This window comes from Salegentibacter salinarum (assembly GCF_900168115.1).
GTDB classification, from domain to species: domain Bacteria; phylum Bacteroidota; class Bacteroidia; order Flavobacteriales; family Flavobacteriaceae; genus Salegentibacter; species Salegentibacter salinarum.
Map to the genome: position 1 here is coordinate 13,325 of NZ_FUZC01000011.1, position 20,109 is coordinate 33,433.

Consider the following 20,109-nt stretch of genomic DNA (forward strand, 5'->3'; position numbering starts at 1 on the left):
AAATATAAAGAAAAAGCTGAATAAATGCTGAATTTCAGCTTTTTGTGAAGTTAAATTTATTTATTCTTCCGCATTTCACTTTGCCTCATCGGCATACTGTCTATGGTATTAAAAAGTTTTTCTACGGAAAGTACTTCGGTTTGATCCAGTTTTTCACCTCCGTCCAAACCGATTAAAATAATCCGAAAATCACTTTTTTCAGAATTATAAGTTTTAAAAAGTTTAGTTGAATTTTTCCAGTTGTTATTCTGAAATCCGGTGTGATATTTTTCAGGTAGGAATTGGTAAGTAATTAGTTTTCTATCTTTTAAGCCGGTTTGATTTTTTTGAAGTTCGGTAAGTTGTTTTCGAAACTTTTCATTGTTTTCATCTTCAGCAATAATCAAAACCAGGCGGTCTTTCCATTGGTGTTTAGAAAGATCTTGGGCGTTTAAATTCATAGCGCTGATAAATATTAGAAAAAGAATCGCAGAGTTAAACATGCTCTAATTTACGAATATCTCTTAAACCTTTATTCTCAAGGTCTCAGCACGAGCCATAAAAGAATCTTTTAAACGTTCAATTTTAGGATTCATCGTGGAAGCAAAAACTAAATATTGGCATTTGGTAATATGCTGCGGAATTCTAATTAAATCATTATAATCGCTGTTTTTGGTCAGAAATTCGGCGTCTTCCACAGCGAGAACTTTTAACTGACTTACATTAATGCCGGTTATTTTAAAAAGCTTAAATAATTTTTTTGGGGTAGCGATTACGATATCTACGCCATCGTAAATTTCGTTTTTCTGATTTTCAATATCAGGTGCATCAAAGGCGCTAAAGATTCTCAAATCCATATATTTAGTGAATTTGTTGAATTCCACCTCCAGTGCCAGGGCAGCTTCTTTGTCCTGCACAAAAATTAATGCACGGGGAGCATCTTCAAATGCCGCACTTTCCAGTTTTTGAATAGTAGTAATTACCAGTGCTGTAGTTTTTCCTGAACCTTCAGGAGCTACTATAAAAAGATCTCTACCGCTTTTTATTTTAGGTAAAATTTGTTCCTGAAAAGGGAGTGGCGCTTCAATTTCCAGCCTTTCCAGGGCTTCTTTTAGCGGGGTATTTAATTTTTTAAATGACATAGAATTAATTTTAGAGCTTTCTTCAATTTTTTATTAAGAAATTTAAAGCTCCTGAAGTTTACAAAGATAGCGTTCCCCGAACTTACAGTGTTATAATTTTGATTGATAAAACTTAAAAATTAAATCCAGTCCAGGTTTTCTACGCTCCGTTTATTTTTTACCTCCCCGGTATGTTTAATAGTCGCTGGCTCAAAAAGTAAAACCCAGGCTTCCTCAGGCGCTACAGGATTATGCTCTACACCTCTGGGAACGATAAACATTTCGCCTTCGTTTAAAGTGATCTTTTTGTCGCGAAATTCAATTTTTAAGCTTCCTTTAATAACCAGGAACATTTCATCTTCTTCTTTGTGATCGTGCCAAACAAATTCGCCTTTTAGCTTTGCTAATTTTACTTGTTGTCCATTGAGTTCGCCAATAATTTTTGGCGTCCAATGTTGATTAAAAAGCTGGAATTTTTCCTTTAAGTTTACTTTATCTGAGTTCATAGTGTCTAAATTAAAGATTACAATTAACTTTTGATGAGTTGAGGTATTTTATCTTCAATGGGAAAACCTTTGATACCTTCTTTGTTTTTTAGATAACTTTTAATTTCTGCATCATTCATTTTATAGGTTTCTTTTAGGCCTTCGATGATAATTTTCAGGTAAAATTCGTGCGGTGGATTTATTTCTTCCTTTAAATAATCTTCATTGGTAAAAGTGAAAATTGGACAGTTTTCATCTTCGCCCAGGTAGATAATTTTCCCGTACCACGAATTATTTTTCATATCCAGGCTACGATTTTTAATTACCGTTTCAAGATCTATATTAAAATCCCCTTCAAATTTAATTTCCTGTTGCACGAGGTCAATAAATTGTTGACGGGTAATGAGATACATCCTGCCCAGGGTTTTGATGTCTTTATGGAAATCAGATTGTATGAATCCGGCACCACCGCCACTCCAGGTTTTGGAAGATTTTGCGAAATAAAGTTTGCCGTGAATGGTAACTCCTTTAGATTTTTCAGGTAGGGTTTTGTTGCTGCAACCGGGATAAACACGCTTGGCATTTGCCGGTTGTCCACCGCCAATATAACAGCTAAAACGCTCTTTTAATAAATTGGAACCATAACAGGCATACCAGACTTTGGGCTCTTCTTGTGACATCTTTTTTCTACAAGAAAAGCTTTCTTATAGAGAATCGCAACCTCTAAAGTTATTTAGAGATTTTCAATGTATAGAGTAGGAAGTGTTATTCAGAATACTCAGTGATTAATCTTATTAGTAATTCATTTAATAGTTCTACTTTATACTCGCCTATAGAGGGTTCAATATGGTCATTTCCGATCCCGCTGTGATTAGTAATAAAAACATAAGTGCTATTGGTAGCCATGGAGAAGTAGCGCATAAGAAATTCGGTTTCTTTATCGATTCCGCTTGCGGTAACAGGTATAAATTTGATTCCTTTTTCAGCTGACTTTTTTACTGAATTTTGAATATCAGAAATCACTTGCTGGTTATGATGCGGTGGCGCATCTAATATTAGAAAAGCTAAACGGGTAGGGCGCTTGTAGACCATTGTAAATCGTTTAATGTGGTGTTTAAAGCAGTATGGACAGCTTCGGGAAAATCGCCACCACCGTTAGCAGATTGGTTATTAATGAAGCCTAAAGTGGTATTTATATCACTTGAAAAATCTGATTGTTTAACGAGGTATTCATCTTCAGTATCGCGGTAGAAAACCGCCGAGGTGAAAATATCAAGATTTGAGTTTGAATTTTCAACTTTTTGAATAATACTCTTCAAATCATCTTTTAAAAACTCCAGCTCGTCTGACATAGAGCCGGTGGCATCTACAATAAATGCTATTTCAACCTTGTTTGGAACTACCTCGGTGTTCTTTAGTTGAATCTCATTTATACCCTGGCCAATTCCTTTTAAAGTAGTATTAATCTTTTCGCCATTTATCCGGAGGGAATAATTAGCCAAGTTTGAACTAGCAGTTCTTTCAAAAGGATTTATCCATAATTCGGCCGTTCCTTTATTATCAGTTTTTGCAGTCCAGATAGTATTAGTCTGTTCGTCGTTCAATTCTATAGTTGCATCAATAACAGGTAATGCACTCATGTTTTTTAGAGAAACAGAAACTCGGTTATTAAAATAAAACTCCCAATAGTTTATTTTTTCAGCAAATTTCTGGGTGTTTTTTAATTCAAGCCAAAAATTCCAGTTTTCAAGGTCTTTCCATTCTCCTGCGGTAATCAGCCCTGATGAATCAGGATCTCCATTCCCAGGATTTTCTGCCGATGGTTCACCGGCACCGTCCCCCGAAGCTCCACCGTAAGAATTTCTCACTGCCTCTCCCGCTTCATCTGTTGATTCATTTAGAGGATCTTCATTGCATCCGGCAATGATGAAGAGGATAAAAACTAAGCATATTGTAGTAATTCTTTCCATTTTGGTTGAATTTATTAGTTCCTTCTTTATTTAGATGCAAAAAAGCTAAAAAGGTTGCGCTGCTTTTTGAATTATCGCTTTATTAATCATTTCCAAACGTTTACAAACGTCTTTAAACGTAAACAAATAATTCCCAACCGATTACTACTGAATTTCCAGTCTATGTTTGTCCTGTTGGAATGAACTAATGATTTTCAGCTTTTTAAATTAATAAGTTATGAGCACTATTAGAAACAAAGTACAGTTGATTGGGAATGTCGGAAGAGAGCCTGAAATCGTAAACCTGGAATCGGGTAAAAAACTGGCTAAATTCTCGGTAGCTACCAATGAAAATTACAAAAACGGAAACGGGGAACGTGTAACCGAAACCCAATGGCACAATATTGTAGCTTGGGGGAAAACCGCTGAGCTGGTAGAAAAATATGTAAATAAAGGCATAGAAGTTGGAGTAGAAGGAAAACTTACAAGCCGCAACTGGGACGATAAAGACGGCACCAAACGTTATATAACCGAAGTGGTTTGTAATGAGTTGCTATTAATGGGGAAATAATCCTGTTTGATTTATATTATTCAGAAATGGGGGAAATAAGGGTAGGATGGAAGTAAAGGTGGTTATTATCTTTTTAAGGAAAATAACCACTTTTATTTTGCCTCCCGTATCGCCTCTATCGCATTGGCAAGATATACAAAGGGAGTATTCCAGTTAATCGCGATTTCATTACTGGCATAACTGCAGCGGTCGTCGATGTATGAAGTTGCGGGATGCTGATGCGCAGCTGTATATTTATCTCCGCAGTCTTCTTTGTCCTGTTGCCCCGGGTTTGGACCACCGGCCAAAAGTCCGGGAACTGGATCTTCATTATCGTCAGATTCAGAAGGTCTGTGATGCGGATCCCTGGTGGATTTCTCACCATAACCGGTTAAAAAGGAAAAGCCCGTAGCATTTCTTCCCAGCAGGTAATCAAGATTATCATTTGCGGCATCAAGATATTTCTCATCGTCTGTAATTTTATATACGTTTAAAAGAAGTATTCCCTGGTTTGCTGCTGTTGAATTACTTCCCCAAACAAAATCTGATTCCTCGATTCCCATTGGAATCGCATAAGCCGAAGTTTTTGAAGACGAAACCAGGTCATCGGCCATTTTGGTAAGCTGCCCGATTATAGCATCAATATTTACAATCTGGCTACCTTGATATTTGTCCCTGTGCCTGGCAAGAGAGTAGAGAGCCAGCGTATTCACATTTGGCCAGGAGGGAATACTGAAGTCAGATTCTAAAGAGTTTTCCAGATCAGCGTCTTTGTAATAAACTTCTTTTCCAGTGGCTATAAAAAGTTCTGTTGCGGCCCATTGGAGTTCATCTTTAATATTCTGATCTCCGTATGCGCCTGTACTAATTTCCGGATCTTTTAATTCTCCCTGGTGGTAAATTACCTCCGGGTTGTCTTTGGCCCAACGATAAGCTTTTTCGCTCATCACCAACAACGAATCTGATAATCCCGGTAATTCATTTTTATAATCTTGGAAAATTCTTGCTGCCTGCGCAGTTACCGCAGAAAAATCTAAAGTAGCCGCTGTACTTTTTTGCACTACCCAGCGCTGGAATGTGGCATCTTTTGGAGCGACTGCCCCGTGAAAGGTTGCACTGGTAAGTTTGTGATAAACACCTCCGTCTTCATCCTGCATGGTCATCATCCATCTTAAGTTGTAGAGCGTTTCATCAAGAAAATCGGGAATGTTGTTGGTGCTTTCGAGGATATTTAAATTCAGGGTGTCCAGGTATTCAGGGAAATCTTCGTACAGGGAAAACAAAGTTCCCATGGTAATTCCGCTATTAACAATATACTTTCCATAGTCTCCTGCGTCATACCAGCCTCCGGTGCTTGAAATCGTAGATCCTGTCGGACGATCTTCTGAGGCTGCAGAATTGTGCACTTTGACCTGATCGTCAGGATGTCCTGCTTCCCTAGCCCATTTTCCAGCATATTCTTCCGGTAAATCTGTGGAAGCTCTTTGAAAATAAAAGGCTTTCATGCTTGCTTTTGCCGGTTCAAAATGTACATTTTCGTTTATCTCAAACGGGTGACTGGAGCCAATTCCGGGGACACGTAAAACATATTTCCCCGAATTTTCTACTAAAGAAAAATCTGCTTGTTTTACGGTTTCCTTACTATGTACCCATTCTTTAGCATCGCTGAGTTTTCCTGAAAATACTTCATTTTTTTCATCCGCTGTAAGAATATAAAAATCGGTAGCCTCCGACGTTACGACAATTGCTATTTTTTGGCCATGAGGATAGAATCCAACCTGGTTGATCCTGATTTTTTCTGAACCTGAATTTTCTTCATTTGGTTGTCCAAAAGCTGACAAATTCAGGAAAAAGCATAAAACTGGAATCAGGAATATCGTTGAAGGCCTCATAATGTAGATTTAATGTTGGAGACTATAATAAATTGAATTAACCGACTCTAAAGCTAATGCTATTAAAGCATTTCTCCATATTAGTTTTATTTTTCTATTGAAATTGCGAAAATTTCCTGGTAATCAAGAAGCGGAAAGTGAATTTTTTATGGGAAAATTTTGCTAAAAGTAAATTTCCTTAGCCAATCGGTAAGTATTAGCATGAGCTTCAATAATCACCCTAATTTCTTTAGAATATCCACCGCCCATACTGCATTGCACCGGAATATTTAAATCGTGACAGCTTTGTAAAACAAACCTGTCTCTTTCTTTGCAGCCGTTTACAGTGCAGGAAAGTCGGCCGAGTTTATCGGTTTCTAAAATATCCATGCCACTTAAATAAAAGATAAAATCTGGTTTTTGTTTTTCTATTAAATCGGGTAACATCTCTTTTAGCAGTTTTAGATATTCAATATCACCACTACCGTCTGGGACTTCAATATCCAGATCTGATTCTTCCTTTTTAAAGGGATAATTTCCTTTTCCGTGCATTGAAAAAGTAAATACCGAAGGATCGTTCTGAAAAATTTCTGCTGTACCATTTCCCTGGTGAACATCCAGGTCTACAATGAGGATCTTTTTAGCCAAATTTTTTTGCTGAAGATACCTCGCAGCAATAGCCTGGTCGTTAAGTAAACAAAATGCTTCAGCACGATTGCTATAAGCGTGATGCGTACCGCCGGCTATATTAAACGAAATACCATTTTCTAGCGAATAATGAACGGCTTTCATCGTGCCATCGGCGATAATCATTTCCCGTTTTACTAAGGCCTCGGATAATGGAAATCCACTTTTTCGGACTTCTTTTGCACTCAATTTTAAATTACTCAAACGTTCAAAATAATCGGCATCGTGAACATTGAGGATATATTTTTCGGATGGAAGTTCAGGTTCAAAAAAATTGTCTTCGCTACAGGTGCCTTCATGAAGCAATTGCCGGGGCAATAATTCATATTTTTCCATCGGAAAACGATGACCTTCCGGTAAAGGATGTTTGTAGATTGTATGGTAAGCTATTTTGAGCATTTTGAGATTTCATGAAACTATGCGAAAAGTTAAATTTTCGTTAAACTGAACTTGTTTCAGCTTCTAACATGTTCTATCCTCGAACTTTGATCCTGTAATAAATTCAGGATGACGTTTTCAATTACTTAAAAGACAATTTTAACATTTACACATCAGTAGACCAGCTAAAAACTAATTTATTGTAGTGCCCGGCTCAACACCATCTTCATCTGGATTTACAAAAACCAGTTTTCCAGCTGAATTTTCAGTCATTAAGATCATTCCTTCGCTTTCTACACCACGGAGTTTTCTTGGTGCTAAATTGGCTAAAACAGTGACTTTTTTACCAATAATTTCTTCTGCTTTGTAATGCTCGGCAATCCCTGAAACTACCGTTCTGTTGTCTAAGCCGGTGTCTACTTTTATCACCATTAATTTCTTGGTTTTTGGCATTTTATGGGCTTCGATTATAGTCCCGACACGCAAATCCATCTTGGTAAAATCTTCAAAAGTAGCGGTTTCCTTTTGCGGTTCTACTTTGTTGTTTTCAGCGGCGTTGGCAGTTTTTGTAGCTTCAAGCTTATCTAATTGTTCCTGCATTTGTGAGTCTTCTATTTTACTAAAAAGCAATTCGGCTTTTCCAATTTGATGCCCCGCAGGGAGTAAAGAATCCCGTGTTGCAATTTTGTCCCATTGCGAATATTCTTCCCCGGAAAGTTTACTTTCAGCATCGGTGAAATTCAGCATTTTTTGAAGTTTTGCCGAAGAAAATGGCAAAAATGGTTCGCTTAAAGTCGCTAAAGATGAAGCGATTTGCAAAGCCACATACATAATGGTTTTTACTCTCTCTTCATCGGTTTTAATGAGTTTCCAGGGTTCTTCATCGGCTAAATATTTGTTTCCTAATCGGGCAAGGTTCATTAATTCTCCCTGTGCTTCGCGGAAACGGTATTTTTCAATAGAACTTGCAATTACAGCAGGGTAAGCCTTTAGTTCGGCAATAGTTTGCTCGTCAACTTCAGAGTAATCATTTGGTTTTGGAACAATTCTGGAGTAATATTTATTGGTCAATACTACCACGCGGTTAATAAAGTTCCCGAAAATAGCAACCAATTCATTGTTATTTCTAGCCTGGAAATCTTTCCAGGTAAAATCGTTGTCTTTGGCTTCAGGAGCATTTGCTGTTAAAACGTACCGTAAAACATCCTGCTGATTTGGAAATTCTTCCAAATATTCGTGTAGCCAAACCGCCCAGTTTTTGGAAGTAGAAAGTTTTTTTCCTTCCAGATTAAGAAATTCGTTTGCGGGTACATTTTCCGGCAAAATGTATTCGCCGTGTGCTTTGAGCATCACCGGGAAGATAATACAGTGAAAAACAATGTTATCTTTACCTATAAAATGTATGAGTTTGGTGTCCTCATCTTTCCAGTAAGGTTCCCAGTCTTTTCCTTCGCGTTCTGCCCATTCTTTGGTAGAAGAAATGTAGCCAATTGGCGCATCAAACCAAACATATAGTACTTTGCCATCGCCGCCTTCAACAGGAACGGGAATTCCCCAGTCTAGATCGCGGGTAACGGCACGAGCTCGTAAACCATCGTTTAACCAGGATTTCACCTGTCCGTGAACATTGCTTTTCCAATCGTGCGCGTGGCCTTTTACGATCCACTCATCCAGCCATTCCTGGTATTGGTCTAAAGGTAAAAACCAGTGGCGTGTTTCTTTTAAAGTAGGAATTTCACCTGTAATTGCAGATTTAGGATTTATAAGATCTGTTGCGTTTAACGAAGTTCCGCAGCTTTCACACTGGTCGCCGTAAGCTTCTTCGTTTCCGCATTTTGGGCAGGTTCCGGTTACAAATCTATCGGCCAGGAATTGCCCGGCTTTTTCATCGTAAAGTTGCTGGGTGGTTTCTTCGATAAACTTCCCGTCTTCATACATTTTTTTGAAAAATGCCGAAGCCGTATCGTGGTGTACTTTGGCCGAAGTCCGCGAGTAATTATCAAAAGAAACCCCGAAATCTTCAAAAGATTTCCTGATAATTCCGTCATATTTGTCAACGATATCCTGCGGGGTTACTCCTTCTTTTTTAGCTTTTATGGTAATAGGTACTCCGTGCTCATCACTTCCGCAAACAAAAGCAACATCATTACCCTGCATTCGCAAATATCGGGCATAAATATCGGCTGGAACATAAACACCGGCAAGGTGACCAATGTGTATGGGGCCGTTGGTGTATGGTAATGCTGCGGTAATAGTGTATCGCTGTGGAGTATTGCTCATTTATCTTAAAATTTATTGAAGGCGCAAAGGTAATCAACTCCTTAAAAATACGCGTTAAATTCTTGTAAAACAGAAGGCATCTAAAGTAAATGTTCCTCAATTTAGCCTTTAAATTTAGTTTGAATACCAAAAGCTTTAAATCACTAAAACCTAACCAATGAAAAAATTAAGCTTAATAATTGTTGTACTTAGTCTTAGTCTTACCGCCTGCGGAAGTTCTAATAGCAAAATTTCTAAAAATAAATTCGTAGCCGAAAACCTTACAGGTTATAATGCCGAAGTTTTAAATGAAAATTATCCTGATGCTAATTTTCGAGAAGATACAGGGATGTTTGAAGAAGGAACTGTGGAGCGAGCCTATACAGTGATGTATCCCGATACGCCGGATGAATTACATATTACCTGGAAAACTGAAGAGCGCGAAGAAATTTATGATATTCGGTTTTCTGAAAACGGAAAATGGAAATCTGCTGAAGGCATTGAAATTGGAACTCCGTATAAGGCTCTAAATGAAATAAACGGAGAAAAAATTTCTTTCTATGGGTTCGGATGGGACTACGGCGGTGCGGTGATGTGGAACGACGGAAAACTGGAAAATTCTAAATTAAGAGTGTTCCTGGCACCGGAAGGCGAAGTAGCCGATAAGTTTTATGGTGACCATATAATTGAGGCCAGCGAAGAAGAAATTGAAAGTTTAGATTTAAAAGTTACCAGTATTATGCTGGTGAATTAGTTATTTTTACGGGAAATCCCTCTATATAAAAATCTGGAATAAATCCTAAATTCAATTATGGCTCAGCATAACGCTTTGGGGGAATTGGGTGAACACCTCGCTTTAAATCACCTTTTAAACAAGGTTATGAAATCCTGGCTCAAAATTATGTTTATAACAAAGCGGAAATAGACATTTTAGCCCGGAAACGTAGCACTTTGGTAGTAGTAGAAGTTAAAACAAGAAGTACACCCGATTTTGGGGACCCACAAAGTTTTGTGAAGCCTAAACAAATTCGGCAGCTCGTAAAAGCTGCCGATTTTTTTTGAATGATAACCAATTAGACCTGGAAACCCGCTTTGATATAATTGCGATAATAAAAAACAGAGCCGGAATACAGGTGGAACATCTTGAAGATGCTTTTTTTTGCATTTTGAGCGAAAATTAAATTCAATTCAAGTCAAAAAAAAGACCTCACAAGTTTTTAAAACCTGTGAGGTCTAAATTTTTTAAATATACTTTCGAAGAAATATATTACCAGATTTTCACTCGATCTTCCGGTGCTACATACATTTCATCTCCTTCTTTAATATCAAATGCGGTATAAAAAGCATCGATATTTTGAAGTGGTACATATGCTCTGTACATTCCCGGAGAGTGCGGATCGGTCTTGATTCTGTTTTTCAAGGCTTCATCGCGCATTTTGGTTCTCCAAACGGTTGCCCAGGACATAAAGAAACGTTGTTCTGGCGTGTAACCATCTATTTTACCTGGATCTCCGTGCTCTTCTAAATGAATTTGTAAACCGTCGTATGCAGCGTTAACGCCGCCAAGGTCACCAATATTTTCACCTAAAGTAAATTGACCATTGATAAAAACACTATCTAAAACTTCAATATTGCTGTATTGATCGGCAAGATCTTTCCCAAGCGTTTCAAATTGTTTAAGGTCTTCATCTGTCCACCAGTTATTCAGGTTTCCTTCAGCATCAAAACGAGATCCGCTATCGTCAAATCCGTGCGAAATTTCGTGGCCAATTACAGCACCAATTCCGCCATAATTAACAGCAGCATCAGCTTTATAGTCGTAAAATGGGGGCTGAAGAATAGCCGCTGGAAATACAATTTCGTTGTAGCTTGGGTTGTAATATGCATTCACTGTTTGCGGAGGCATAAACCATTCGGTTTTGTCTACCGGCTGTCCAAGATCGCCCATATTATCGGCAACTCTCCATTTGCTGGAGTTCATCATATTCTGGAAATAAGAACCACCGTCTTCAACATTTACTATTTCAAGATCGCTATAATCTTTCCATTCGTCTGGGTAACCAACTTTAATAGTAGTAGTGCCCAGTTTCTCTTTGGCTTTTTTCTTAGTGTCTTCACTCATCCAGCTTAAATTGTTTATTCTGTTTTCATAAGCTTTCACGAGGTTTCCAATCATTTCCTGGGCTTTTTCCTTGGCTTCAGCCGGGAAATGTTCGTCTACATATAATTTACCAAGAGCTTCTCCTAAAGTACCATTTACGGTTTGTAAAGCGCGCTCTTTTCTTGGACGTTGCTCTTGTGCACCTTGCAAAGTTTTACTGTAAAACTCCCAGTTTGCAGTTTCAATATCTGTAGAAAGTGTGCTGGCTGCATCATTAAATATGCTCCATTTTAAGTAATCTTTCCAATCTTCAACCGAATTTTCAGCAAAAACATCCTGAAGGGATTCCATATATTTTGGCTGAGAAACAATTATGGTATCAAGATCTGTAGCACCAATTTCTTCAAAATAAGAATTCCAGTCTATCGCTGAAACCATATTTTTAAGTTCGGCCACAGTTTTAGGATTGTAAGTGTTACGGGCATCGCGACGCTCTACTTTATCAAGTTGAGGCTCTGCCAGGCCGGTTTCAAAAGCAAGAATACGTTCTGCAGCTTCAGCAGCTTCTTCTTCAGAATAATCTATATACTGAAGCATTCTGGTAATATGTGCTTCGTATTTCTCCCTTTTTTCTTTGGAATCTGAATCCTCTGCAACGTAATAATCACGATCCGGTAAACCTAAACCTGCAGGATAAAGGTAGGCAGCGTTCATATTACTGTTTTTTGCATCTGCACGAACACCGAAAGAGAAAAATCCTGCGCCACCGTATTGTTGCATTTCGGTAAGAAATTCCTGTAAGTCTTCTTTATTTTCAATAGAATCTACCTTTGCCAAATATGGTTTTACCGGTTCTACGCCTTTTTCATTTCGGGCAACGGTATCCATAATGGTATTATAAAGGTATACGGCTTTTGCCTGGTCGCTGGATGGGTCTAAACTATCGTTAGCGGAAGCGCCTTCTAAAATCGCCATCGCATCCTCATCGGTACGTTCACGCAATTCCATAAAACTTCCCCAGGTAGTCTGGTCTGAAGGGATTTCGGTAGAATCTACCCATTTTCCGTTTACGTATCTAAAGAAATCTTCTTTAGCGCTTACGGTGGTGTCCATATAGGCAAGGTTAATACCGTGAACCTCTTCATTTTCTTTTCTTTCTCTATCGTCGTTTTGGCAACTTGTTATGGTTGCAGCTCCCAAAATCGATAAAAAGAGCACATTCGTTATTTTTTTCATATGTGGTTTAAATTATTATGAATTCTCGCGCTAAAGTACTAAAAAGTAGCATATTTAACTGAAGATTATTTAAAGCTGAAAATTGACCTTTTTTTACGAAAAAGGAATCTTTGGAAAGCTTGATGCTGCTGAAGGTTTAATCAATTTGTTTTATCAAATTTTGATCGTATTCTTTTTTTAACTGGGTTACTTCTTCCACATTTTCGTTGGGTACCGTGAGGGAAAGTACATAATGCTTAATCTTCCAACCATCTTTAGTTTTTTGGAGTACTCCAGAGCCTCGACAAATTCCCATTTGTGTATTTAGTAGCTCGTCAAACCAGGCGGTTTCACTATTTTCTTCGGTGTAAATATTTCGTTCTAAAGTTGTAAAATTCCAGGCTTTACCACGATCAAAATAAGGTTTAGAAAATTCGCGAAATTCAGTATTCTGCCAGTTTTCAATAGCATCGGTGCCTATAAAAACGCCATCTTTGGTGATTAAGCTGAAATATTTGTCAAAGTTCGCTTCAGCGGCAGCCTGGTGCCATTGGGTAAGAACTTTATCTATCCTGGATTTTTCCTGTGCCGATATATTTAAACTGAAAATCAGGAAAAGCAGTGCAATAATTTTTTTCATTTTGAAAATTTTTAATTGAAGATATCAATTTTTCCTGACTAAGAATTAGAAAAATTTGGCTTACAATTGTGCTTCGGGGAGTGAATCTATAGAAATGGTATCTCTTTCGGCTTTAAATTCGTCCAGTTCGTCTTCAAAATCTTCCAGCGTTTTTAAGAAAAGTTCATTCAGCTGAATTTTAAAATTATTAAATTCCAAAGGAATTTCCCGGGCAACTTCTGTAATTGCTTCAGCATCTAATTGCCGGCGGTGAGAAAGTTGTTCCAGAACCTTTGCCTTAGTGGTTAATACATTGGCTCGGGCCATTACCGCATTTGAACTTAAAGAATCTGGAATGCTGGTAGAAAGGGATTCCATAACTTGGGAAATTGGCTTGGAGCTTTCTATGGTTTGCTGTAAATTATAATTTTTTAATTGGTCAACTTCATTTTGCGCAGCGATATAAGCCAGCCAATTTATAGCGTGTTTTCTCGCTTCAGGGAGTAATATTACTTCTTCGTTGGTGGTTCCTATGGGCTGATGTAAAGCAATTGAATCTAATTTCCGGCCCTTATTATCTACGGTTTGAGGTTTCTCGTTACAAGCCCAGAGGAGTGAAATACATATTATAAAAACCGTTTTTTTCATATATAAACAAAGTTAACCTAAAAATTTTCAAATTAAATAATTCCTGCACGAAGTATTTAGTAGTATCAACGGAGCTATAAAATTTTCTTTATTTTAACCTCTATTGGATGAAGAATTATTAAAAACCTTTGCTCAATTAAAGATTTCTAATAAAAGTAAAGGTTTTGGCGGTTTCATTACGAAAACCTCTATTTAAATAAATATATTTGCGGAAAAATCAATATAATGGCCGGGAAAATTTTAATTATTGGAGCTTGCGGGCAAATTGGAACCGAGTTAACGCTGAAATTACGCGAGCTATACGGAAACGATAGGGTAGTGGCTAGCGATATCAAGGAAGGGAATAAGGAATTAATGAGTTACGGGCCCTTTGAAGTTGCCGATGCTACTGATGCTCCTTTAATTGAATCTATTATTTATAAACACGAGATTTCAGAAGTCTACCTTATGGCCGCAATGCTTAGTGCAACTGCCGAAAAAGCACCAATGAAAGCCTGGAAGCTTAATATGGATTCACTTTTTCACATCTTAAATTTCGCAAAAGATAGAAAGATTGAAAAAGTGTTTTGGCCTTCAAGTATTGCCGTTTTTGGTCCCACAACACCTAAAAACGAAACGCCGCAAACTACCATCATGGAACCTTCTACGGTTTACGGAATTAGCAAACAAACCGGAGAAAGATGGTGTGAATATTTTCACGATAAATATGGGGTGGATGTAAGGAGTTTGCGTTATCCAGGCATTATAAGTTACAAAACCCTTCCTGGTGGCGGAACTACAGATTATGCGATAGAGATCTTTCACGAAGCCTTAAAAAATAAAGCTTATACTTCATTTTTAGCTGAAAATACAGGGCTTCCCATGATGTATATGGACGATGCTATTAAAGCTACCGTAGATATTATGGAGGCACCTTCAGAAGAAATAAAGGTAAGGTCTTCCTATAACCTTTCGGCTTTAAGTTTTACGCCCAAAATTCTTGCTGAAGCTATTCAGAAGGAAATCCCTGAGTTTAAGATTGCGTATGAGCCAGATTTCAGACAAGAAATAGCCGATTCCTGGCCTTCCAGCATAGATGACTCTGAAGCCAGAAAAGATTGGCAATGGAAACACAATTTCAACCTGCAAGGCCTGGTTAAGGAAATGCTGGTAGGAGTTTCTGAACAATTAAATACCACGAAATAACTCGATATTCGAGAATTATTTCTTCTTTTTCTTCATTTTGTTCAACCAGATTAGGGTTCCGGTGATTGGTAAACTGGTAGCGATCAAGCAGGCAAGGAAGTAAATAATTTTAGAAAAAGTACCGAATATCTCACCGGTATGAATTGGCTTTATCAATGAAGCGACCTGGACGTTTGCCGGTTTATCTGAAAAAAGTTCTTTTTTGAGAATTTTCCCGTCACGATCTATAACCAGCATATCGTAAGTATTTGGCGACCAATTGCTAGATTCATATTTTCTAATTGAAAAAATACCTTTTTCGTCCTGCGGAAATGAAATTGAAGTTTCTCCCGCATAATCCAGATTTTGATTTGAAATATTAATAATTTCAGCCAGCTCCAGGGTTTTTGAGTCAGCACTAGCTTCTGAAGCAATTTTAGGTCCTCCGCGACCGCCAAAAACCTGAGTTCCCAGAACCTGGCTGCCAAAATCTTTGTACCAATCAAAAGACCAGAATAATCCGGTAAGTGTCATGACAACTAATACTAAACAGGAATAAAAACCAAGGGTGTTGTGTAGATCGTGGTTAATTCTTTTCCAATTCGCTGACCATTTGATTTTAAAACCTGGTTTTAAAGTTTTCCATTTTATTTTTTTCTTAGGAAACCAAAGTACAACTCCGCTTATAGATAAAAAGAGAAAGATGATCGTAGCAATTCCCACAATGGGTCTGCCGATAGCAGAATCGAATAACAACCAACGATGCATTCTAAACATTGTGAAGAAGAATTCATCTGCAGGGTTTTCGCCAAGCTGCTGGTAATCGCCGGTATATTGATTTACATAAAAGGTGGTGCCCCGGCGGTCTTCAGGAGATGTTTTAACTTTAAACTCATAGGCTTTGTTGCCATTTTCTGATAATGTCACACCTGTAACTGTGCCCACGCTCTGGAGGCTTTGTTGAAGACTTTCAATATCTTTTACTTCTCCCTGCCCGGGATTAACCTTTAATTCTTCAACAAAAAGTGATTTTATTTCGGTCTGGAAGGTGAGAATGGTACCACTAAGACAAACCAGAAACAGGATAATTCCGCTGCCGAGCCCTAACCATAAATGAAGATCGTTTAGTAATTTTCTAAACGTATACTTTTTCTTTTTTTGCTTCTCTTTTTTCATTTGACTTCTGGTATAGAACTTAAAATAGGACTGACCAGAAATTGTGTTTCCTATCAGTCCTATTGGCTAATTCAGTATTTAAAATAATCCTATAAAGTGGCTTCCTTCAGCATTTACAAGCTCAGCTCCCTTAGTTACTTCGCCCGTTTCTGTGTCAATAACATAGATATTTCCGTTTTCTCCTACAGGAGCTTCGGTTACATAGATTTCATCTCCGTCCACCACAAAACCCTGGTATTGGAATAAGTAGAAATCTTCGCTATATGGAATTTCGTCTATTTTTTGTGCTGTTCTGGATTCTAAGTCTACAAGTGCGAAATATCCCTGTGCTCCTGCTACTCCTTCAGCAGAACCTGCGTGGCGATAAGCTACCACAGCTTTTCCGCTTGCGGTAGGTCTCCAGGCCAGAATATAAGCGTCTTCTAAACCTAATGCCTCATCTAAGTTAAATACGTATGAATCGTCATACTGGTTATTCGCACCAATTTTTAAGATATGAGAACCGTTAGGATCTCCCTGGTTTGCCTGATACACACTTCCGTTCACTAAAAAAGCATTAATGCTTCGGTAACCATTGGTGTTTCCTTTTCCTACTTCAGAAGTAATAATAGTTGGGTTTTCTAAAGAGGGGTAGTCCAAAACAATGGTTTTAGAACCTAAAACTTCGCCGTTTCTATCTGTTTCCCCGGTTTCAGGATCAACCTTACTCATACGGGCTCCAATGTATAATTTATCTCCCGCAGCATTTAAAGTGGGCATATCAATCCTTCCAATATAATATCCCTGTGTTTCCAGTTCTTCGCTTAGCGAAAGACTTGATTCCTGGAATTCTAATATTGCTGAATTCTGCAAATCCAAGGTGACAACACCCATTGTTGCTTCAGTGCGAAGATAATTATCGTTATCATCAAACTGGTTCTCGGTATCTACATAAACTGCAGCTCCTGTTTGGTCTCCATCAAATAATTTAATCCATCTTGGAGCAGAACCTACATAGGGAGCAATGCTAATTTCACTTCCGGTTTGTTCAAAATCCTGCCCGCCATTTACGTTGTATTTCGTGTAATTACCACCGGTATCCCCGGCATAGCTAATATTAAATATAGTGCTGCCGTCTTCTGAAGATTGTAACCTTGCAGTTCTGTTAGAAGGTACTATAAATCCGTTATCGAAAGGTTCTATAGATACTGTTGGGTCTTTAGCATCTTTACTGCTTACAGAATAGATTAGGGTACCACCATTACCATCGCCGGGATTTTCTCCCATTCTGGCGGCGGCAACAGTAATCCAGCGGCCATCTTCATTTTCTCCCGGCTCCTGGCCGTTATCAATAGGAGTGTCGTCACTGCTACAGGAAGCCAGTAAGCCTGTGGCCAATGCAATTGCTGCTAAAGTTTTAATGCTAAAAAATTCGCGTTTCATATTATTATTTTTATTAATTGGTTAAAATTTATTGATTGAATAATTTAATTTTAGGTAAAAAGCCCTTCCCGGTTTTTGTACCGATAAGTTGTCGTATACAGGCTTGTCAAAAATGTTTTTTACATCAAAACTCATTACAAAATTTTGATTTGGGAAGGTATAGCTAAGGCCCAGATCTTGCGCTAATTGCTGAGGTACTTTAAAGAATTCGTCTCCAACAGTATTAGATCCCTGCGGAACCAGGTATGAAAATTCATCAGTAAAATACAGTGTGTAAAATAGATTTAACCGGGAGTTTTTCTGAATTAAATCTTTAAATGAATAACGTAAGTTTCCATTCATGGTGAAAAATGGAGTGTTGGGGACATCTATTTCTACGCCCCTGTTTTCAATTTTTAAATCGAATCGGGATACGTTGAAATTAAGTCCGAAATTATTGTTATAATTATAACCCAACTGTGCGTCTATTCCTTTTGAAGTTCCGCTTCCCTGGTTTACATAAACGATTAATTCTTCATCAACATTTAAGGAAGTCTCGATAGGTAAGCCAATCCTATCTTTAATATTCCGCGTAAAAAGATTTGTTGAAACATTAAATTGATGCTTCTTAAAATTAAAGGTGCCTAATTTAAGCCCTAAATTATAATTGTTACTTTGTTCGGGATTAATGCTTGCATTGGCTACAACATTATCGCCGTCGTTACCAAAAATTTCGGTTTCGTTTGGCAGACGTACGGCTTTTTCGGCCGAAGCTAATAAGGTGATCGTGGGACTAAGCTCGTAAGAAGCAGCAAAACCATAACCTTCATATTTTTTGTTGCTGCTTACAACGTCATCTACAATCTGCCGGCTTCCATCGGGATTTATTTCAATTTCAGGATCTACACTTTTTGATTTTTGTTGATAGTATTTCCCGAATAAGTTGGTTTTTAACCTGTCGTCAAAAGCATTTAATTCATAGGTTAGCGAAAGTATATTCTTGTGTAAATCCCGTGTTCCTAAAAAAGTATTTTCTAATACAGATTGTAGTTCGTCGCTATCTTCTCTGTCAATTCCGCTATAGACGTGGTTTGCTAAAATTTTGTGGTTATTGTTAATAGCGTAAGCCAAACCTGTTCTCATCGAGGCAACGTTTCGGTTGATTTTTGCAAGCGTAGGACCGCCTTCTTGCTGTGAGCCCCAGGTATATTTGTAATTGTTACCTCTAAAATCTATTGCCCGTTCGCCGCTCCAGCTATGAGCCCACGGAACCGTGTCATTTACTTGACGGTTGCGCTTCCCGTAGTATCCGGTGACATTTACATCTAATCCCGTTGTAAGTAAATCTTGCTTTTGGTAAGTTAAATTGGCAAGAGTTGCATCAGATTCTAGGAATCTTCCTTCGTATGGCATAATGGTCATAAATGCGCCGTGTTGCACTTCTTTATAATCGTCAGAACCTGTAAAACCTACAAAAAACTGGTCGGCCCAATTTACATCGGTATAGCCGAGCTGTACAGTACCTCCGGTAGACCTATAGGCATCGTTAAACCTTCTTGCGGTAATTGGGGTTTGTTGGCCACCTAAACCCGTTACTACCACACTTCGGCCTGAAACTTCATAATCGTTATCAGAATAATTATGAAAGGCAGAGGCTTTTACGGTAAACCCGGAATTATCAAACCTGTACAACCCATTCACATTGGCCTGGAAAGTATTGAATGATCCATAAGAGAGAGAAGCATTAATACTTTCACTCGATTGTTTATTCAGCACAATGTTAATGGCACCACCAAGGGCGTCATCGGCTAAATGGCCGGGAACAACTCCTTTATAGACTTCAATTCGCTCGATCATTGAAGGCGGAATACTGTTTAAGTTATAGGAAGAACCAAAAGTTGAAATAGGAATCCCATCTATAAAAATACGTACGGCACTTCCCGATAATCCATTCAAACTGTATTCTGCACGAGAGCCTAAACCTCCATTCTGGCGAATTTTCACCCCAACGGTAGTATTTAGTAGTTCGTTAGTTTGAATATTTCTAATACTTGCCTCCGCGGTTTCTACAACATTAAGAGCAAAACCTTTCTTCTCCATTTTATTTTTGAAAGATTCAGCTTGAAGGTGTACCTCCCCCAATTCATTTCCAGAGGTATTGATAGAGATATTATGTTCAAAATTTTTTGAATTAACAGCAATTTGATGGTGAGCGATAAAATTTCCCTTTCGAATTTCGAGAAGAAGAACTCCTGCCTCTAAGTTCCGTAATTGATAAAATCCTTCGGAATCTGATTGCGTTTTATAGTTATGCTTAAGGGTGGAGGCGGTAATAGTAGCTTCACTTATTGGATCACCATTTTGATCTTCAATTACTCCGGTGATATCGAAGCTTTTAGGTTCAGTTTGTTGAGCATATATGGTAGAAATACTTATTGAAAACAACAGTAAAACAAAGCTTATTTTAAAATTTATATCCACAATAAAAAATATTATTCTTATTTAA

At 38.0% G+C, this 20,109-nt stretch carries 19 protein-coding genes; 4 read left to right on the forward strand and 15 right to left on the reverse strand.

What is annotated here, in order from left to right; genetic code table 11:
- Positions 1-56 precede the first annotated feature (56 nt).
- The 6 genes from B5X53_RS13260 to B5X53_RS13285 all read right to left on the reverse strand — a co-directional run bounded on the left by B5X53_RS13260 (position 57) and on the right by B5X53_RS13285 (position 3,555).
- Positions 57-440 carry a DUF4174 domain-containing protein gene (locus B5X53_RS13260; RefSeq protein ID WP_157822077.1) on the reverse strand — a complete coding sequence of 128 codons (384 nt, stop codon included), beginning with the start codon at positions 438-440 and terminating at the stop codon, positions 57-59.
- 63 nt (positions 441-503) lie between these two features.
- The gene (locus tag B5X53_RS13265) at positions 504-1,121 is read right to left on the reverse strand and encodes a DEAD/DEAH box helicase (protein WP_079713706.1); all 618 of its coding nucleotides are present in this window, start codon (positions 1,119-1,121) and stop codon (positions 504-506) included.
- 119 nt (positions 1,122-1,240) lie between these two features.
- Positions 1,241-1,606 (reverse strand): cupin domain-containing protein, encoded by a 366-nt coding sequence (locus tag B5X53_RS13270; protein ID WP_079713707.1) that lies wholly within the window; start codon positions 1,604-1,606, stop codon positions 1,241-1,243.
- A 23-nt stretch (positions 1,607-1,629) separates the two neighbouring features.
- Complete coding sequence (locus B5X53_RS13275; protein WP_079713708.1) at positions 1,630-2,265, reverse strand: hypothetical protein; 636 nt, start codon at positions 2,263-2,265, stop codon at positions 1,630-1,632.
- 85 nt (positions 2,266-2,350) lie between these two features.
- Complete coding sequence (locus B5X53_RS13280; RefSeq protein ID WP_079713709.1) at positions 2,351-2,677, reverse strand: hypothetical protein; 327 nt, start codon at positions 2,675-2,677, stop codon at positions 2,351-2,353.
- Positions 2,650-3,555, reverse strand: coding sequence for a vWA domain-containing protein (locus B5X53_RS13285; RefSeq protein WP_079713710.1), 906 nt, complete (start codon positions 3,553-3,555; stop codon positions 2,650-2,652). The genes B5X53_RS13280 and B5X53_RS13285 overlap by 28 nt, the downstream gene beginning before the upstream one ends.
- A 217-nt stretch (positions 3,556-3,772) precedes the next feature.
- Between B5X53_RS13285 and B5X53_RS13290 the strand changes: the two genes are divergently transcribed.
- Positions 3,773-4,105 (forward strand): single-stranded DNA-binding protein, encoded by a 333-nt coding sequence (locus B5X53_RS13290; protein WP_079713711.1) that lies wholly within the window; start codon positions 3,773-3,775, stop codon positions 4,103-4,105.
- Between the two features lie 92 nt (positions 4,106-4,197).
- On the opposite strand, the gene B5X53_RS13295 is transcribed toward B5X53_RS13290, so the two are convergent.
- The 3 genes from B5X53_RS13295 to metG all read right to left on the reverse strand — a co-directional run bounded on the left by B5X53_RS13295 (position 4,198) and on the right by metG (position 9,300).
- Positions 4,198-5,976 carry a glycoside hydrolase family 9 protein gene (locus B5X53_RS13295; RefSeq protein ID WP_079713712.1) on the reverse strand — a complete coding sequence of 593 codons (1,779 nt, stop codon included), beginning with the start codon at positions 5,974-5,976 and terminating at the stop codon, positions 4,198-4,200.
- A 162-nt stretch (positions 5,977-6,138) separates the two neighbouring features.
- Entirely contained in the window at positions 6,139-7,041 is a 903-nt protein-coding gene (locus B5X53_RS13300; protein ID WP_079713713.1) for a histone deacetylase family protein, read from the reverse strand.
- A gap of 171 nt (positions 7,042-7,212) precedes the next feature.
- The gene (metG, locus tag B5X53_RS13305; RefSeq protein ID WP_079713714.1) at positions 7,213-9,300 is read right to left on the reverse strand and encodes a methionine--tRNA ligase; all 2,088 of its coding nucleotides are present in this window, start codon (positions 9,298-9,300) and stop codon (positions 7,213-7,215) included.
- 157 nt (positions 9,301-9,457) lie between these two features.
- On the opposite strand from metG, the gene B5X53_RS13310 reads away from it, so the two are divergent.
- Positions 9,458-10,033 carry a hypothetical protein gene (locus B5X53_RS13310; protein WP_079713715.1) on the forward strand — a complete coding sequence of 192 codons (576 nt, stop codon included), beginning with the start codon at positions 9,458-9,460 and terminating at the stop codon, positions 10,031-10,033.
- A gap of 173 nt (positions 10,034-10,206) precedes the next feature.
- Entirely contained in the window at positions 10,207-10,341 is a 135-nt protein-coding gene (locus tag B5X53_RS19540) for a YraN family protein (protein ID WP_317042325.1), read from the forward strand.
- A 205-nt stretch (positions 10,342-10,546) separates the two neighbouring features.
- Here B5X53_RS19540 and B5X53_RS13320 read toward each other — a convergent pair whose 3' ends face one another.
- The 3 genes from B5X53_RS13320 to B5X53_RS13330 form a co-directional block, all read right to left on the reverse strand.
- The gene (locus tag B5X53_RS13320) at positions 10,547-12,616 is read right to left on the reverse strand and encodes a M13 family metallopeptidase (RefSeq protein ID WP_079713716.1); all 2,070 of its coding nucleotides are present in this window, start codon (positions 12,614-12,616) and stop codon (positions 10,547-10,549) included.
- A gap of 136 nt (positions 12,617-12,752) precedes the next feature.
- Positions 12,753-13,235, reverse strand: coding sequence for a nuclear transport factor 2 family protein (locus B5X53_RS13325; RefSeq protein WP_079713717.1), 483 nt, complete (start codon positions 13,233-13,235; stop codon positions 12,753-12,755).
- A gap of 60 nt (positions 13,236-13,295) precedes the next feature.
- A complete protein-coding gene (locus B5X53_RS13330; RefSeq protein ID WP_079713718.1) occupies positions 13,296-13,862 on the reverse strand; it encodes a hypothetical protein in 567 nt (188 codons plus the stop codon).
- Positions 13,863-14,087: 225 nt separating this feature from the next.
- On the opposite strand from B5X53_RS13330, the gene B5X53_RS13335 reads away from it, so the two are divergent.
- Complete coding sequence (locus B5X53_RS13335) at positions 14,088-15,047, forward strand: NAD-dependent epimerase/dehydratase family protein (protein WP_079713719.1); 960 nt, start codon at positions 14,088-14,090, stop codon at positions 15,045-15,047.
- 15 nt (positions 15,048-15,062) lie between these two features.
- Here B5X53_RS13335 and B5X53_RS13340 read toward each other — a convergent pair whose 3' ends face one another.
- The 3 genes from B5X53_RS13340 to B5X53_RS13350 all read right to left on the reverse strand — a co-directional run bounded on the left by B5X53_RS13340 (position 15,063) and on the right by B5X53_RS13350 (position 20,084).
- Positions 15,063-16,202, reverse strand: a complete 1,140-nt coding sequence (locus tag B5X53_RS13340; RefSeq protein ID WP_079713720.1) for a PepSY-associated TM helix domain-containing protein — start codon at positions 16,200-16,202, stop codon at positions 15,063-15,065.
- A gap of 78 nt (positions 16,203-16,280) precedes the next feature.
- A complete protein-coding gene (locus B5X53_RS13345; protein ID WP_079713721.1) occupies positions 16,281-17,624 on the reverse strand; it encodes a hypothetical protein in 1,344 nt (447 codons plus the stop codon).
- Between the two features lie 21 nt (positions 17,625-17,645).
- Positions 17,646-20,084: a TonB-dependent receptor gene (locus tag B5X53_RS13350; protein WP_232764051.1), complete on the reverse strand. Its 2,439-nt coding sequence runs from the start codon at positions 20,082-20,084 to the stop codon at positions 17,646-17,648.
- Between the last annotated feature and the right edge of the window lie 25 nt (positions 20,085-20,109).

Coding starts and splice junctions, on each gene's coding strand:
- B5X53_RS13260 (WP_157822077.1), bottom strand. CDS start 440: ATGAATTTAAACGCCCAAGATCTTTCTAAACACCAATGGAAAGACCGC.
- B5X53_RS13265 (WP_079713706.1), bottom strand. CDS start 1,121: ATGTCATTTAAAAAATTAAATACCCCGCTAAAAGAAGCCCTGGAAAGG.
- B5X53_RS13270 (WP_079713707.1), bottom strand. CDS start 1,606: ATGAACTCAGATAAAGTAAACTTAAAGGAAAAATTCCAGCTTTTTAAT.
- B5X53_RS13275 (WP_079713708.1), bottom strand. CDS start 2,265: ATGTCACAAGAAGAGCCCAAAGTCTGGTATGCCTGTTATGGTTCCAAT.
- B5X53_RS13280 (WP_079713709.1), bottom strand. CDS start 2,677: ATGGTCTACAAGCGCCCTACCCGTTTAGCTTTTCTAATATTAGATGCG.
- B5X53_RS13285 (WP_079713710.1), bottom strand. CDS start 3,555: ATGGAAAGAATTACTACAATATGCTTAGTTTTTATCCTCTTCATCATT.
- B5X53_RS13290 (WP_079713711.1), top strand. CDS start 3,773: ATGAGCACTATTAGAAACAAAGTACAGTTGATTGGGAATGTCGGAAGA.
- B5X53_RS13295 (WP_079713712.1), bottom strand. CDS start 5,976: ATGAGGCCTTCAACGATATTCCTGATTCCAGTTTTATGCTTTTTCCTG.
- B5X53_RS13300 (WP_079713713.1), bottom strand. CDS start 7,041: ATGCTCAAAATAGCTTACCATACAATCTACAAACATCCTTTACCGGAA.
- metG (WP_079713714.1), bottom strand. CDS start 9,300: ATGAGCAATACTCCACAGCGATACACTATTACCGCAGCATTACCATAC.
- B5X53_RS13310 (WP_079713715.1), top strand. CDS start 9,458: ATGAAAAAATTAAGCTTAATAATTGTTGTACTTAGTCTTAGTCTTACC.
- B5X53_RS13320 (WP_079713716.1), bottom strand. CDS start 12,616: ATGAAAAAAATAACGAATGTGCTCTTTTTATCGATTTTGGGAGCTGCA.
- B5X53_RS13325 (WP_079713717.1), bottom strand. CDS start 13,235: ATGAAAAAAATTATTGCACTGCTTTTCCTGATTTTCAGTTTAAATATA.
- B5X53_RS13330 (WP_079713718.1), bottom strand. CDS start 13,862: ATGAAAAAAACGGTTTTTATAATATGTATTTCACTCCTCTGGGCTTGT.
- B5X53_RS13335 (WP_079713719.1), top strand. CDS start 14,088: ATGGCCGGGAAAATTTTAATTATTGGAGCTTGCGGGCAAATTGGAACC.
- B5X53_RS13340 (WP_079713720.1), bottom strand. CDS start 16,202: ATGAAAAAAGAGAAGCAAAAAAAGAAAAAGTATACGTTTAGAAAATTA.
- B5X53_RS13345 (WP_079713721.1), bottom strand. CDS start 17,624: ATGAAACGCGAATTTTTTAGCATTAAAACTTTAGCAGCAATTGCATTG.